This window comes from Polaromonas sp. SP1 (genome assembly GCF_003711205.1).
Classification (GTDB): Bacteria; Pseudomonadota; Gammaproteobacteria; order Burkholderiales; family Burkholderiaceae_C; genus Polaromonas.
The window spans coordinates 1,756,290-1,770,101 of the sequence record NZ_CP031013.1 but is presented as its reverse complement, the minus strand read 5'-3'; the positions used below and the strand labels follow the sequence as shown (position 1 = coordinate 1,770,101).

Here is a 13,812-nt window from a genome sequence, read left to right as displayed (position 1 = left end):
CCCGGCCCCGCACCTGCCGCCGCCGCGCAGCCTGTATGCTCTGCGGCATGGGTGAATTTGACCTGATTGCACGCTACTTCACGCGCCCCGCCGCACGCGCGGTGCTGGGCGTGGGCGATGACTGCGCGCTGCTGCAACCGGCGCCGGGCACGCAGCTGGCGATTTCCAGCGACATGCTGGTCGAGGGCCGGCATTTTTTTGCCGATGTGGACCCGGCCGCGCTGGGCCACAAGGCATTGGCCGTCAACCTGAGCGACCTCGCCGCCTGCGGCGCCAAACCCCTGGCCTTCACGCTGGCGCTTTCACTGCCCCGCATTGATGAAGCCTGGCTGGCTGCTTTTTCAAAAGGCCTGCTGGCACTGGCCGATGCGCACGGCTGCGAGCTGGTGGGCGGCGACACCACGCAGGGGCCGCTCAATATCTGCATCACGGTGTTTGGCGAGGTGCCGGTGGTGGCCGGCAAAAGCCAGGCGCTGTTGCGCTCAGGCGCCAGGCCCGGTGACGATGTTTACGTCAGCGGCACGCTGGGCGATGCGCGGCTGGCACTGGAAGCCCTGCGCGGCACGCTCACCTTGCCGCCTGCGCTGCTGGCCCAGGCCAGGGCCCGGCTGGAGCAACCCACACCGCGCGTGGCGCTGGGCCAGGCCCTGCGCGGCATTGCCTCCGCGGCGATTGACGTGAGCGACGGCCTGCAGGGCGACCTGCAGCACATCCTGCGCGCGTCCGGCGTGGGGGCGACGGCCGACGCCTCGATTGCTATTAAATTAATAGCTACATGTGCAGACAGGGATTGGGCTGCAGGCACTATTTCCTTGGAACAGCAACTGGAGTACGCGCTCGCCGGTGGCGACGACTACGAGCTGGCTTTTACCGCGCCGGTGTCAAAGCGCGACGCCGTGCAGGCTGCTGCCGGCCGGGCCGAAACGCCCGTCACCCGGATAGGGCAGATCGAGGCGGCGCCCGGCCTGCGCTTGCTGGATGCGGCGGGCGCGCCGCTGGAGCGCCGCTACGCCTCCTTTGATCACTTCGCCTGAGGGCGCGGCGCGTGGTGTACCAGGCCGCGCGTGAGGCGGCCCGCCCAGCGTCCCACGGCAGACCAGAATTCAGCGGCGGCCAAAGCGCGTAAACGTCGGGCCTCGGCGATGGCTGCATCGGCCAGGCGGTTTTCTTCTGCTGCGGTGTAGAGGTAATTCATGAACGGTTCCTTTCAGGTGGCGACAGGACGACTGTGCGCAAAACCTCGCCGTCCGGAAACCATCCGCGCCGCAAATTCGTCTTGCAGCAGGCGCAAAACAAAAATCTGCGGCGATGGGTAATATCGCCGGCATGCGCAACCTGAACTTTGACGACATGCAGCTGTTCGCACGCGTTGCCGAGCTGGGCAGTTTCTCGGCCGTGGCCCGCGCGCGCGGCGTGCCCGTCAGCCAGGTCTCACGCGCCATCGCCCGCATCGAGAAAACCTGCAACGCACGGCTGGTGCAGCGCAGCACGCACGCGCTGACGCTCACGCCGGAAGGCGAGACTTTTCTGGGCTACTGCCGGCGCATGACGCGAACGCTGGATGACCTCGAAGGCGAGTTCGCCAGCCAGAGCGGTGAAGCCAGCGGCTGGGTGCGCGTGGCCGCCAGCACCGTGATGGCCGAATACCTGCTGGTGCCCAGCCTGGAGGGCCTGAAGCTGCGCCACCCGCGTGTCTGCATCGAGCTGAAGGTGGACGACCGGCTGGTGGACATGGTGCGCGACGGTGTCGACATCGCCATCCGCAGCGGCACGCACACCAACGAGAACACGGTGATGCGCCAGATCGGCACGCATGGGCGCAGGCTTTACGCCACGCCGGGCTATCTTGCGGCCCACGGCACGCCCGAACACCCCGACGACCTCGGCCGGCACCGCCTGATCAGCAACAGCGGCGCGACCGCGCTCAACCGCTGGCCTTTCATCATCGACGGCCAGCCCGTGGTGATCACGGCGGAAGGCTGCTGGCGCGCCGACTCCACCGGCACGACCAGCCAGCTGGCCCTGCAAGGCCTGGGTATTGCGCGCTTTGCCATGCTGGCGGCCGAGCCGCTGGTGCGGCGCGGCCTGCTGGTGCCGGTGCTGGCCGCCTTTGTCGATGAGCAGCCCGTGCCCATCCACGCCGTGACGCTGGGCGGGCGGCACCGGCTGCCGAAGATCCGCGCCTGCATCGACTACTGGGCCGAATGGTTCAGCCATGGGAGAGATTTGGTGAGCGGGCCGCCCGGCGGTTGAGCTCCAGAGCCGCTCAAAAACCCAGCGTAGCGGTCCTGGCTAGGCGCGCCGCTGCAGACAGTGCTACAGCACGGCAAGGCGGCGCAACAACGCCAGGAGGGTTTTTGAGTGGCTCTCGTTATTTGGCTTCGGTCAGGGCCCGGATGTCCAGCAGCGTCAGCTCATTGCTGTCGGGCTTGCCGATCTCGCGGCCCGATGAATACGGGAAGTTGTTGTCGTTGACGAGCACGATGTGCGTGCTGTCGACAATCGCCAGGCCTTCAGGGCCCAGGTGTGGCAGCGCAAACACCGCCTCGTTGGGGCCCAGCTTCGCCAGGCGCTTGGGGTTGGCGATGCGGGTCAGGTCGATATAGGCCACCTTGCGCACAAAGCCGTCTGCATCCGCAGCGGCCAGGTCGATCTTGTAGACGCGCTTGAAACGCGCAGTGCGGGTAAAGCAGTCGGTGCGCGCTTCGTTGGGGCAGGCGGGCGCGATGCCTTCGGTGCTGTCGTCGCGCTCGATCACCAGGCCGGTGGACGCGTCCAGCAGCTGAAAGTCGGCCGCCACATTGCCCACTTCTTCAAGTAAATACTTCCACTGCTTGCCGGTGTAGCTGCGCGTTGCGGCGTCCAGTTCGTTGATGCGCACATAGGTTTTGTCGCCGGCTTTTTCAACGTTCTTTGCGGCGGCGTCATACAGCGGGCCTTCAAACATCGGGTAGAGCTTGCTGCCGTCGGGCGACTTGGCCATGGACTCAAAGCCGTTGGAGCGGCGCACTTCAAACAGCGCTTCGCCCGGCAAATTAGGCAGGCGGCCTTGCATATAGTGGTCGGGCGAGGCATGCAGCTTGCCGTTGATCACCGTCTCGATCACGCCCAGCACACGGCCCTGGAAGTCGGTGCGCAGCACGTAAGGCCCGAACTCGTCGCCTATCCACCATTCGTTGCCCATCACCTGCAGCGACTCGGGATCGAAGTCGATGCCGGTGAGGTAGCGGCGCTGCGTGTTTTCGTTCTGGATGTGAAAGGGCACGCGCTTGTGGGGGTCGCTCAGGAAGGTGGTGCTCTTGCGCACGACCTGGCCCTTGGCCCAGTCGGCCGACACTTTGTGCACCATCAGCAGCGCGTCTTGCGAGTTGACCTTGTTGCCGAAGCCGTTGTCGGTCAGCGCCAGGAATTCGCCCTTGCCCAGCGAGACGATGCCCGAAAAGCCCTGCACCGACTGCCCCTTCATCGGCAGCGTGCCGCCGGAGGCGCGCGGGTATTTGGGGTCACCCACAAAGGTGTTGGCGCTTTCGCTGCCGAGTTGCTCATTGCGCTGGCGTTTGCCGTTGGCAAACTTGCCGGCCGTGGCAAAGAAGGGGCCGGCATCGCGCGGCGCGGGCACGGCGCTGGTCGCGGGCAGGGCGGCGTGGCCGGCCAAAATCGCCTCCACCGCCGGCGCCGGGGCTTGTGCGCGGCTGGCGCCTGAGGCGATGCACAGCGCGCAGGCGGCTGCCAGCGTGAGCACATTCATCTGTTTCAAAACTTTCTTGTTCATTCCCGGTTCCCTCGTCATGTGTTATTGATGGTTTGTGGATTGGTTGGTTGATGGGTGCGGTGGCGAATGCGTCAAACGCTGGACTGTGCCGCTTCTGTGTGAATCGGCTGTGACAAAATCGGCCATTCACCATGACCGACATACCGCTGCCGCCGGCGTTAAAGCCACCCAGGCCCACCGCCAAATTCCTGCTGGCCCACCCTGCGCATTTCATTGCCCTGGGTTTCGGCTCGGGGCTCAGCCCGGTCGCGCCCGGCACGGCCGGCACGCTCTGGGCCTGGCTGGCCTTTCTGGTGCTGCAGCAATGGCTGACGCCTTCAGAAATCGGCTGGCTGATCGCCGCCGCTACCCTCGTCGGCTGGTGGGCCTGCACCGTGACTGCCAAAGCCATGAACGTGCTGGACCCGGGCAACATCGTCTGGGATGAAGTCGTCGCCTTCTGGCTGGTGCTGTGGCTGGTGATGCCCGCCGATTTCTGGTCGCAACTGGCCGCCTTTGTGCTGTTCCGCTTTTTTGACGCCGTCAAACCCGGCCCGGTGGCCTGGGCCGACCAGGCCTTCAAAGGCTTTAACTGGCGCGGCGGCTTCGGCATTTTGTTTGACGACTTCGTGGCGGCCTTCTGCACGCTGCTGGTGATTGCGCTGTGGAGGTTCTTCTGGTGAGCAGCAGTTTGCTATCAAAAGAGGAGCTATCTGTCCATACACTGATTGGGCTGGCGGCCGATTTACTTCAAAAAAAGCGCTGGCTGCTGGCGACCGCCGAAAGCTGCACCGGCGGCATGATCTCCGCCGCCTGCACCGACCTGGCGGGCTCCAGCGCCTGGTTTGAGCGCGGTTTTGTCACTTACTCGAACGAGGCCAAAACCGAACTGCTCGGCGTCGACGCCGCATTGATCAAGCAGCACGGCGCCGTCAGCGAAGAGGTCGCCCGCGCGATGGCAACAGGCGCCGTGGCCCGCTCGCGTGCGCAAGTTTCAGTCGCCGTCACCGGCGTGGCCGGGCCGACGGGCGGTAGCGCGGCCAAACCTGTGGGTACGGTATGGTTTGGTTTCAGCGTGGGTGGCCAGCTCACCAGCGAGATGAAGCGCTTTGACGGCGACCGCGCCGCGGTGCGCAGCGCCACGGTGCAGCATGCGGTGCAGCGGCTGCTGCAATTGCTGCAAGCGCAGCGAGAAGCCGGCTGACGCGTGAGCGACGCCGGGACAGGCAGAAGGGCTATAGAGTTCGCGAACCCAACCCGACCAGGAGACACCATGCACCCCAACCAGGCCACCCTCGAAAAGTTCTACGCTGCCTTCGCCCGCCTCGACTCGGACACCATGGCGACCTGCTATGCGCCCGATGCGCAGTTCGACGACGAAGCGTTCTCGTTGCGCGGCCACAAGGACGTCACCGGCATGTGGCACATGCTGTGCGACATCACCAAGGCCAAGGGCGCCGACGTGTGGAAGCTGACCTGGAGCGGCATCGAAGCCGACGCGCGCACCGGCAAATCGCACTGGGAAGCCGACTACCGCTTCAGCGCCACCGGGCGCATGGTGCACAACATCATCGACGGCACGTTTGAATTCAACGAACAGGGGTTGATCGCCCGCCACCGCGACCGCTTTAACTTCTGGTCCTGGTCGCGCCAGGCGCTGGGCACGCCCGGCCTGCTGCTGGGCTGGACGCCCTTTCTGCGCAGCAAGGTACGCGCAACAGCGGCCTCGAATCTGCAAAAATATATGGCGACGCGGCACTAGTCTCGAATCAGAAAAATCCAGCCCCAGTTTTTTACTTGACCTGAAATATCTTCTGAGTGGTCCGCAACCTTCAATACAAACTCACTTTGATATTCATGATGCGACACCAGCTCCGCCTCGACATTTTGTAAGTCTTCGATTTCGTTTTCTGTGGGCGTCACTGCAAAGAAAAAGACAACCTGAATTGTTTTCTCATCAAAATTCAACGTGATGCCACGAACGGTTTTGGGCAAAACGCCTACAAGAGAAAGAACTAGGTTGAGCGAGACTGTTTTACGAAGCTCGGGATTATTCGGGATGCTCATATATCTGGAGAGTTTTTAGTTTGATGGCTTGACTGAAACGTGTGTTCGACATTCTGAACCAGTCTGTTGAACCATCAATGTTTGTACGTTGGAGGTTCAAAGTGTTTCGAGGCACTATCGGATAGCTCAACGCAAGACTTGAACCCCAACAGGAGTTGCACATGCCCTGGTTTGACGGCTTTGAATCACGCAGTTTCGAGGTCAACGGCGCCGCCATCCACGCGCGGGTGTCCAAAACCATTTTGGGCGAGCCGCTGCGGCCGGCGCTTTTGCTGCTCCATGGCTTTCCGCAATCGCATGTGATGTGGCACCGCGTCGCGCAGCGCCTGGCGCGCGACTACTTTCTGGTGATGCCCGACTTGCGGGGCTACGGCGACTCCTCCAAAACCGCGGGCCTGCCCGACCACAGCAACTACAGCAAGCGCAACATGGCGCACGACATGGCCGGCGTGATGGACGCGCTGGGCATCCAGCGTTTCTTTTTGTGCGGCCACGACCGCGGCGGGCGTGTGGCGCACCGGCTGGCGCTCGACTACGCGGCGCGCGTGCAAAAACTCTGCGTCATCGACATCGCCCCGACGCTGGACATGTACGAGGGCCGTAGCATGACCGAGCCCTACATGGCGTTTGCGCGCGCCTACTACCACTGGTTTCACATGCTGCAGCCCGCGCCGCTGCCCGAAATCATGATGGGTGCCAACCATCCCGAGACGGCCAGGGCCTATTTGCACGCCAAGCTGGGCGGCTGGGGCAGCGCGGGCCTGAACTACATCGAGCCGCAGGCGCTGGCCGAGTACGAGCGCTGCTTTTGCAACGCCGAAGCACTGCACGCCGCCTGCGAAGACTACCGCGCCAGCGCCGGCATCGACCTGGAGCATGACCGCGAAAGCCGCGCAGAACACTTGAAGCTCATCTGCGACCTGCTGGTGCTGTGGGGCGAGCGCGGCGTGGTGCACCGCCTGTTTGACCCGATGGCGCTGTGGGAAGCGCAGTGCAGCGGCAAGGTGTCCGGCAAGGCCATGCCGGCCGGGCACTTTATCCCCGAAGAGCAGCCCGAAGCCACGGCGCAGGCGCTGCGTGCTTTCTTCCACTGAATTTTTCTCAACTTCGCCAACACAGCCATGTCGCATTACTCTGCCGAAACCGTGTGGGAACGCAAGGACGCCAACTTTCTGGACAACCGCTACAGCCGCCGCCACCTGCTGCGCTTTGACGGCGGACTGGAAGTGCCCGGCTCGTCGTCCCCTTCGGTGGTGCCGCTGCCGATGTCCGACGCCTCGGCGCTGGATCCGGAAGAGGCTTTTGTCTCATCGCTCTCCAGCTGCCACATGCTGTGGTTTCTGACGATGGCCGTCAAACGCAAGTTTTGTGTAGACCGCTACGTTGATGCGGCGACCGGCGTGATGGAAAAGAATGCCGAAGGAAAAGTCGCGATGACGGTGGTCACCTTGCACCCCGCAGTCACGTTCTCCGGCGAGAAGCTGCCGACGCGGGCTGAGCTGGACAAGATGCACCATGACGCGCATGAGGCCTGTTTTATTGCTTCTTCCGTGAAGACGGATGTGCGGTGTGAGCCGGTGTACGGGGATTTGTGAGTTTTCGCGGATTTTTCATGAAGTAGGGCTCCAGCCCAATCCCTGTCTTGATTTATAGCTCCTGAATTAATAGCACTTTGTACCCACACCCTGTACCCGTTCGGGCTGAGGTATCGAAGCCTTGCACCCCTCCCGTTCGGGCTGAGCTTGTCGAAGCCCCTGCTTGTTTCGAGCGCTGAGTTGTTTTGAATTCCGGGGCCGGGGTTGCCGGCGGCAAGTAACTTTCTTTTGGCGAAGCAAAAGAAAGTGAGTCGCCGCCGGGCGACTCCCGGCCAGCAACCCTCAGCAGAGGGCACACCAATCAAATCAACAGCAACCTCACCCCGCCCCGTGACACTTCTTGTACTTCTTCCCGCTGCCGCAATAACAAAGGTCATTGCGCCCGGGCGTCGCCTCCACCCGCACCGTCTCGACCTTCGGGCCCAGCGTCTTCCACAGCTCCCGCAAGTCGTACACCGCCCAGATCGCCTCGCCAAACGCGTTGAGGCGCGCAATGCTGGTGCTGGGCGCGCCGTCTTCGCTCAGGGGTGAGACTTCGGGCGCGGCGGTGTCGTCTTCGGTCATGGCAACGACGGCTTGCAGCGCGCCGTCCAGCCATTTGGCGGCGTCCTTGTCGCGGGGGGCCGTCCATTCGTCGGGCCAGCTTTCGACCGCAAACATAAAGCCCAGCGCCCACACCTGCGCGAAGGCGGGCAAGTCTTCGCCCTTGAAGGCGGCGCGCTCTTCAGCGGGCATGTCGGCCACGGCGCCGCGTATGTCCATCACTTCGGGGTGGTAGCAGTTGTCGTCTTCGAGCGAGTCGACTTCGGCGTCCAGCGCGGTGGTGACCTCATTCCAGCGCTGGCTCCAGAGCGTGAGGAAGCGCTCACGTTGCGCGTCGTCGGCAAACGAGCCGCCTTCCGGGTCGGGCGCCTCGCCTTCAGCGGGCACGGCGAGCAGCACGGGCAAATATTCGTTGGCCTCTATCGGCCGGCGCGAGCAAATCAACGCAGCCATAAAGCCTTCACAAAACTCCCACTGCGGTGTTTCGTCATAGCGGGTGCGCAGCTCGTCGAGGATGGCGTCGAGTTCGTCGAAGTCTTCGGTTTCGAGGAAAACCGGCTCCGTCGGGGGCGTTGAAGGGCGGGCGGATTTGGGGGTGGGCTTCATGAAAAACAGTCCTGAGCGTCACGCGAGGCTCTTATGATGCAAAGTGTATCTGGCGCATCGCACGGCATGCCCCCCGCTTTGTGCCCTTTTGTGACCCCCGCCCCCACGAGAGCCCCCCATGATTCTTCAGCGCCTGGATGCCCGGTTCCCCGTCCGTTACACCTTCATGGCGCTCTGCGCGCTGGGCGCGCTGCTGGCGCTGTTCAGCCTGGTGGCGTTTGGCGTGGGGTGGCTGGCGCTGCTGGCCTGCCTGGCGCTGGTGGGCGTGGGCGTGCATGACCTGCGGCAAACGCGCCACGCGGTGCTGCGCAACTACCCGGTCATCGGCCACATGCGTTTCCTGTTCGAGTTCATCCGGCCGGAAATGCGCCAGTACTTTATTGAAAGCGACAGCGAGGCCACGCCGTTTTCACGCGCCCAGCGTTCGCTGGTGTACCAGCGCTCCAAGGGCGAGCCCGACAACCGGCCTTTCGGCACGCAGCTCGATGTCGGCGCGCAAGGCTATGAATGGGTGAACCATTCGATGTCGCCGACCAGGCTGGCCTCGCACGACTTTCGCGTCTGGATAGGCGGCTCGCCCGACAACCCTTCGCCTTCCGTGGAGCCGTGCACGCAGCCCTACCACGCCAGCGTCTTCAACATCTCGGCGCTGAGCTTCGGCTCGCTCTCGGCGAACGCCATCATGGCGCTGAACAAGGGCGCCAAGCTGGGCGGCTTTGCGCATGACACAGGCGAGGGTTCGATCTCGCAGCACCACCGGCTGCATGGCGGCGATTTGATCTGGGAAATCGGCTCGGGCTATTTTGGTTGCCGCAACGATGACGGCAGCTTCAGCGAAGAACGCTTTGCGGCCAATGCCTGCGACCCGCAGGTCAAGCTCATCGAGCTCAAGATGAGCCAGGGCGCCAAACCCGGCCACGGCGGCATCCTGCCCGGCCCGAAGGTGACGAGTGAAATCTCGGCGGCGCGCGGTGTGCCGCAAGGCAAGGACTGCATCTCGCCCTCCAGCCACAGCGCCTTCAGCACACCGGTGGAGATGATGCATTTCATCGCCAAACTGCGAAAGCTCTCGGGCGGCAAACCAACGGGCTTCAAGTTCTGCATCGGCCACCCCTGGGAGTGGTTTGCGATTGTCAAAGCCATGCTGGAGACCGGCATCACGCCGGACTTCATCGTGGTCGACGGCGCCGAGGGCGGCACGGGCGCCGCGCCGGTGGAGTTCACCGACCACGTCGGCGCGCCGCTGCAAGAGGGCCTGCTGCTGGTGCACAACACGCTGATCGGCGTGAACCTGCGCAGCCGTGTGTCGATCGGTGCGGCCGGCAAGGTGGTGAGTGCATTCGACATGGTGCGGCTGATGGCGCTGGGCGCCGACTGGTGCAACGCGGGGCGCGGCTTCATGATGGCGCTGGGCTGCATCCAGGCGCAGAGCTGCCACACCGGCAAATGCCCGACGGGCGTCACCACGCAAGACCCGGTGCGCCAGCAGGCGCTGGTGGTGCCCGACAAGGCCGAGCGGGTGCGCAACTTCCACCGCAGCACGCTGCATGCGCTGCAAGAGCTGGTGCAGGCCGCGGGCCTGTGCCACCCGCGCGAAGTCAACGCCCACCACATCGTGCGCCGCCTGACGGACACCGAGGTGCGGCTGCTGAGCAACCTCATCATGCGGGTAGAGCCCGGCGCATTGCTGGGCTCGCTGGAAAAGCAGAACACGGTGTTCAGCTACTACTGGCCGCTGGCCAGCGCGCACAGCTTTCGCGCCAACGGCGTCGGGCCCGGCGGCCAGATGCCGCGGGAAAGCAGCAGCCATGCACCGGTGGACGCCGCCGCCACGCGGGCCGCGGCCTGACTTGGCCGCCCTATCCCGAAAGGCCGAATCGTCTTCCAGATAACTTCACCACATGAAAAGAAGCCTGTTGACCGTGTTCTCATGGCCGCTGTCGGCGTGCTGAGGCAAACCAGCATCGCCCCAAGCATCGGAAGCATCGGTATTCTCGATAGTTTGCTATCAAATACATAGCGCAATGCACATATGCAGCATGGGCTGGAGGTCTTTTTTTCTTGAAACCGTGGCCCGGTTCACCGCTTTCCGCCCAACTCCCGTAAACTGCAGCGCTGGCGCGGCTTCCCGCTGCCGGGCGCATCCCTTTATCACCCCCACATCCTTTATGCGGATCCACAGACTTCTGGCGGCATTTTTCCTGGCAGCGCTGGCTTGTACCGGCGCGCAAGCCGCAGAAGCCCGCCTCGCCCTGTTGATCGGCAACGCGGCGTATAAATCCTCCCCCTTGCGCAACCCGGTCAACGACGTGCGCCTGATGGAAACCGTGCTGAAGGAAGCCGGCTTCACCGTCATCAAGGCCGAGAACGCCTCGATGCGCGAGATGCGCCGCCTGGTGCGGGAGTTCGGCGACAGGCTCAAGGCCGACGGCGGCGTGGGCCTGTTTTATTTCGCCGGCCACGGTGTGCAGGTGCGCGGCGAAAACTTCCTCGTCTCCACCGACTCCGACATCCGCAATGAAGACGAGGTGGCGGACGACGCCCTCAACGCCAGCACGGTGCTGGAGAAGATGCAAACGGCGGGCAATCGCGTCAACCTGGTGATCCTGGACGCTTGCCGCAACAACCCCTTTGCATCAAAGTCGCGCTCGGCCCCTGACGGGCTGGCCGGCATGCGTGCGCCCGGCGGCTCGCTGGTAGCCTACGCCACCGCACCGGGTTCGGTCGCATCAGACGGCCCGGGCCGCAACGGCCTTTACACCGAGAACCTGGCCCGGGCGATTCGCCAGCCCGGCCTGCCGGTCGAGGAAGTCTTCAAGCAGGTGCGCACCGCCGTTCGCAAACAAAGCAACAACCAGCAAACGCCCTGGGAAAACACGGCGCTGGAAGGCCAGTTCGCCTTCAACGGACAGCCCTCGCCGGCGGGCCGCCCTGATGCCGCCACGCTGGAGCTGGCGTTCTGGGAAAGCGTCAAAGCCAGCAACTACCCGGCCGACCTGCAGGCCTACCTGGCGCAGTACCCCAGCGGCACATTTGCCAATCTCGCAACCGCCCGGCTAGCACAACTGAAAACAGCCGGGGCAAGCAGCCCGGTAGCGGGCGCGGCCAACGCCCTGGGCGTCCTCGAGCTGACCGACACGCTGACGGGCAACAAACGCAACACGCCTATCGTTGTCACTGAATCCAGCCCCGCCAGGATGGTCTATTCCTCAGGCGACATGATGACCCGCACGGGTGAGGTGCTGCAGGTGCGCGTGGGCGAGCATGTGCTGCGCGTGACATCGGGCGCGCTGTGGAAGGTGCCGCTCAAGGAAGGCGGCGCCGGGACGGCTGTCATCGAGCAGGTGGATACCGGCTTCAGCGCGCCCGGTTCACTGAACTGGACAGCGACGCCCCTGGCGCAGGGAAAAGTCCGGATCGATGCGACGGTGAGCTACACGACACCCAATCCGGTGTCGGGCAGGCGCTCTTATCTTTACGGCACCTGGACGGCGCTTTACAGCGCCGAGCGCGAGTTGCCGGATTCCTCCTCCGCCTCGCTCAAGGGCGACTACCTCTACAACAACAACATCGTGTCGGCCGAGTTCAGGATGCGCTGAGGCAACCCGGCATCGCCGGAAGCATCGGCATTCTCGATAAATTGCTATCAAATACATAGCGCAATGTGCATATGGGTCATGAACTGGAGGCCTTTTTTGCTTGAAACCGTGGCCCGGTGCGCTGCTTTCCGCCCAACTCCCGTAAACTGCAGCGCTGGCGCGGTTTCTCGCGGCCAGGCGCGTTCCTCCATCACCCCCACATCGTTTATGCGGATCCACAGACTTCTGGCGGCATTTTTTCTGGCAGCCCTGGCTTGTACCGGCGCGCAGGCCGCAGAAGCCCGCCTCGCCCTGTTGATCGGCAACGCGGCGTATAAATCCTCCCCCTTGCGCAACCCGGTCAACGACGTCCGGCTGATGGAAACCGTGCTGAAGGAAGCCGGCTTCACCGTCATCAAGGCCGAGAACGCCTCGATGCGCGACATGCGCCGCCTGGTGCGCGAGTTCGGCGACCGGCTCAAGGCCGACGGCGGCGTGGGCCTGTTTTACTTTGCCGGCCACGGTGTGCAGGTGCACGGCGAGAATTTCCTCATCTCCACCGATTCGGACATCCGCAATGAAGACGAGGTCGCCGATGACGGGCTCAACGCCAGCACCGTCCTGGAAAAGATGCAGACCGCAGGCAACCGCGTCAACCTGGTGATCCTGGACGCCTGCCGCAACAACCCCTTTGCATCAAAGTCGCGCTCGGCCCCTGACGGGCTGGCCGGCATGCGTGCGCCCGGCGGCTCGCTGGTAGCCTACGCCACCGCACCGGGTTCGGTCGCATCAGACGGCCCGGGCCGCAACGGCCTTTACACCGAGAACCTGGCCCGGGCGATTCGCCAGCCCGGCCTGCCGGTCGAGGAAGTCTTCAAGCAGGTGCGCACTGCGGTGCGCAAACAAAGCAACAACCAGCAAACGCCCTGGGAAAACACGGCACTCGAAGGCCAGTTTGCCTTCAACGGACAGCCCTCGTCGGCGGGCCGCCCTGATGCCGCCACGCTGGAGCTGGCGTTCTGGGAAAGCGTCAAAGCCAGCAACTACCCGGCCGACCTGCAGGCTTACCTCGCACAATACCCCGAAGGCTTGTTTGCAAGCCTGGCAAAAGGCCGGATCGCGCAGCTCAAGGCAGGCGGGCCGCTCAACGCGTCGGGCACCAACCTGCTGGGCACGCTGGACCTGATCGACATCCTCAGCGGGCAGAAACAAAAGCTGGATGTGACGACGGCCGAGGCCAACGGCTCCAGAACCTATTCCACCGGTGACATCATCTCCAGCAAGGGCGAGGTGCTCCAGCTGCGTGTCGGCGAACATGTGCTGCGCGTGACGGGCGGCGCATTGTGGACGGTGCCGCTCAAGGAGCAGGCATCCTCCGGGCTCGCGACAGTCGAACAAGTCGGTGTCGGTTACAGCGTCGAGGGAACATTTCACTGGACGGCCACGCCCATCGGCCAGGGGAAGGTTCGTGTCGATGCCAAGCCCAGGTATTCCTCGCCGGTCGCCTGGAGCCTGAAGCCGCTTTATATCTACGGCACATGGACATCCACCTACAGCGCCGGACGCGAACTGGCGGATTCCTCGACTGCGCGGCTGCAAAGCTTCGGTGGCGCGGCCACCAATTTGACGGCCACGGAGCTCAAGCTCCGGTAGAGCCCACTTCGATACGGCC

General features: G+C 63.8%; 14 protein-coding genes. 10 read left to right on the top strand and 4 right to left on the bottom strand.

Annotated features, from left to right (window positions below; translation table 11 throughout):
- Window positions 1-47 precede the first annotated feature (47 nt).
- Window positions 48-1,034: a thiamine-phosphate kinase gene (gene thiL, locus DT070_RS08450; RefSeq protein WP_122957324.1), complete on the top strand. Its 987-nt coding sequence runs from the start codon at window positions 48-50 to the stop codon at window positions 1,032-1,034.
- Here thiL and DT070_RS21285 read toward each other — a convergent pair.
- Window positions 1,022-1,195 carry a hypothetical protein gene (locus tag DT070_RS21285; protein ID WP_153976250.1) on the bottom strand — a complete coding sequence of 58 codons (174 nt, stop codon included), beginning with the start codon at window positions 1,193-1,195 and terminating at the stop codon, window positions 1,022-1,024. The genes thiL and DT070_RS21285 overlap by 13 nt on opposite strands.
- Before the next feature lie 113 nt (window positions 1,196-1,308).
- Here DT070_RS21285 and DT070_RS08445 point away from each other — a divergent pair, with 113 nt between their 5' ends.
- Window positions 1,309-2,253 (top strand): LysR family transcriptional regulator, encoded by a 945-nt coding sequence (locus DT070_RS08445; protein ID WP_122954993.1) that lies wholly within the window; start codon window positions 1,309-1,311, stop codon window positions 2,251-2,253.
- Between the two features lie 118 nt (window positions 2,254-2,371).
- Here the strand turns inward: DT070_RS08445 and DT070_RS08440 are convergent, their stop codons facing one another.
- On the bottom strand, window positions 2,372-3,772 hold the full coding sequence (locus DT070_RS08440) for an esterase-like activity of phytase family protein (protein WP_122954992.1): 1,401 nt from the start codon (window positions 3,770-3,772) through the stop codon (window positions 2,372-2,374).
- 131 nt (window positions 3,773-3,903) lie between these two features.
- On the opposite strand from DT070_RS08440, the gene DT070_RS08435 reads away from it, so the two are divergent.
- From DT070_RS08435 to DT070_RS08425, 3 genes are all read left to right on the top strand, one after another.
- The gene (locus DT070_RS08435; RefSeq protein ID WP_122954991.1) at window positions 3,904-4,434 is read left to right on the top strand and encodes a phosphatidylglycerophosphatase A; all 531 of its coding nucleotides are present in this window, start codon (window positions 3,904-3,906) and stop codon (window positions 4,432-4,434) included.
- Window positions 4,431-4,955, top strand: a complete 525-nt coding sequence (locus tag DT070_RS08430) for a CinA family protein (protein WP_122954990.1) — start codon at window positions 4,431-4,433, stop codon at window positions 4,953-4,955. The genes DT070_RS08435 and DT070_RS08430 overlap by 4 nt, the downstream gene beginning before the upstream one ends.
- Before the next feature lie 69 nt (window positions 4,956-5,024).
- Window positions 5,025-5,513: a nuclear transport factor 2 family protein gene (locus DT070_RS08425; protein WP_122954989.1), complete on the top strand. Its 489-nt coding sequence runs from the start codon at window positions 5,025-5,027 to the stop codon at window positions 5,511-5,513.
- Here DT070_RS08425 and DT070_RS08420 read toward each other — a convergent pair.
- A complete protein-coding gene (locus DT070_RS08420; protein ID WP_122954988.1) occupies window positions 5,510-5,818 on the bottom strand; it encodes a hypothetical protein in 309 nt (102 codons plus the stop codon). The two genes, DT070_RS08425 and DT070_RS08420, sit on opposite strands and share 4 nt — an antisense overlap.
- 161 nt (window positions 5,819-5,979) lie before the next feature.
- Here DT070_RS08420 and DT070_RS08415 point away from each other — a divergent pair, with 161 nt between their 5' ends.
- Window positions 5,980-6,912 carry an alpha/beta fold hydrolase gene (locus DT070_RS08415; protein ID WP_122954987.1) on the top strand — a complete coding sequence of 311 codons (933 nt, stop codon included), beginning with the start codon at window positions 5,980-5,982 and terminating at the stop codon, window positions 6,910-6,912.
- A 27-nt stretch (window positions 6,913-6,939) separates the two neighbouring features.
- Window positions 6,940-7,413 carry an OsmC family protein gene (locus DT070_RS08410; RefSeq protein WP_122954986.1) on the top strand — a complete coding sequence of 158 codons (474 nt, stop codon included), beginning with the start codon at window positions 6,940-6,942 and terminating at the stop codon, window positions 7,411-7,413.
- Window positions 7,414-7,731: 318 nt separating this feature from the next.
- On the opposite strand, the gene DT070_RS08405 is transcribed toward DT070_RS08410, so the two are convergent.
- Window positions 7,732-8,562, bottom strand: coding sequence for a UPF0149 family protein (locus DT070_RS08405; RefSeq protein ID WP_122954985.1), 831 nt, complete (start codon window positions 8,560-8,562; stop codon window positions 7,732-7,734).
- Window positions 8,563-8,680: 118 nt separating this feature from the next.
- Between DT070_RS08405 and DT070_RS08400 the strand changes: the two genes are divergently transcribed.
- The 3 genes from DT070_RS08400 (at window position 8,681) to DT070_RS08390 (ending at window position 13,793) form a co-directional block, all read left to right on the top strand.
- Complete coding sequence (locus tag DT070_RS08400) at window positions 8,681-10,411, top strand: FMN-binding glutamate synthase family protein (RefSeq protein WP_228778541.1); 1,731 nt, start codon at window positions 8,681-8,683, stop codon at window positions 10,409-10,411.
- A gap of 319 nt (window positions 10,412-10,730) precedes the next feature.
- Window positions 10,731-12,161: a caspase family protein gene (locus DT070_RS08395; RefSeq protein WP_164483734.1), complete on the top strand. Its 1,431-nt coding sequence runs from the start codon at window positions 10,731-10,733 to the stop codon at window positions 12,159-12,161.
- A gap of 207 nt (window positions 12,162-12,368) precedes the next feature.
- Window positions 12,369-13,793 (top strand): caspase family protein, encoded by a 1,425-nt coding sequence (locus DT070_RS08390; RefSeq protein ID WP_164483733.1) that lies wholly within the window; start codon window positions 12,369-12,371, stop codon window positions 13,791-13,793.
- Window positions 13,794-13,812 lie beyond the last annotated feature (19 nt).

What these genes read in the sequence shown, in the direction of transcription:
- DT070_RS08445 (WP_122954993.1), top strand. Translation starts at nt 1,309, where the DNA reads ATGGGTAATATCGCCGGCATGCGCAACCTGAACTTTGACGACATGCAG.
- DT070_RS08410 (WP_122954986.1), top strand. Translation starts at nt 6,940, where the DNA reads ATGTCGCATTACTCTGCCGAAACCGTGTGGGAACGCAAGGACGCCAAC.
- DT070_RS08390 (WP_164483733.1), top strand. Translation starts at nt 12,369, where the DNA reads ATGCGGATCCACAGACTTCTGGCGGCATTTTTTCTGGCAGCCCTGGCT.
- DT070_RS21285 (WP_153976250.1), bottom strand. Translation starts at nt 1,195, where the DNA reads ATGAATTACCTCTACACCGCAGCAGAAGAAAACCGCCTGGCCGATGCA.
- DT070_RS08395 (WP_164483734.1), top strand. Translation starts at nt 10,731, where the DNA reads ATGCGGATCCACAGACTTCTGGCGGCATTTTTCCTGGCAGCGCTGGCT.
- DT070_RS08435 (WP_122954991.1), top strand. Translation starts at nt 3,904, where the DNA reads ATGACCGACATACCGCTGCCGCCGGCGTTAAAGCCACCCAGGCCCACC.
- DT070_RS08415 (WP_122954987.1), top strand. Translation starts at nt 5,980, where the DNA reads ATGCCCTGGTTTGACGGCTTTGAATCACGCAGTTTCGAGGTCAACGGC.
- thiL (WP_122957324.1), top strand. Translation starts at nt 48, where the DNA reads ATGGGTGAATTTGACCTGATTGCACGCTACTTCACGCGCCCCGCCGCA.
- DT070_RS08405 (WP_122954985.1), bottom strand. Translation starts at nt 8,562, where the DNA reads ATGAAGCCCACCCCCAAATCCGCCCGCCCTTCAACGCCCCCGACGGAG.
- DT070_RS08420 (WP_122954988.1), bottom strand. Translation starts at nt 5,818, where the DNA reads ATGAGCATCCCGAATAATCCCGAGCTTCGTAAAACAGTCTCGCTCAAC.
- DT070_RS08400 (WP_228778541.1), top strand. Translation starts at nt 8,681, where the DNA reads ATGATTCTTCAGCGCCTGGATGCCCGGTTCCCCGTCCGTTACACCTTC.
- DT070_RS08440 (WP_122954992.1), bottom strand. Translation starts at nt 3,772, where the DNA reads ATGAACAAGAAAGTTTTGAAACAGATGAATGTGCTCACGCTGGCAGCC.
- DT070_RS08425 (WP_122954989.1), top strand. Translation starts at nt 5,025, where the DNA reads ATGCACCCCAACCAGGCCACCCTCGAAAAGTTCTACGCTGCCTTCGCC.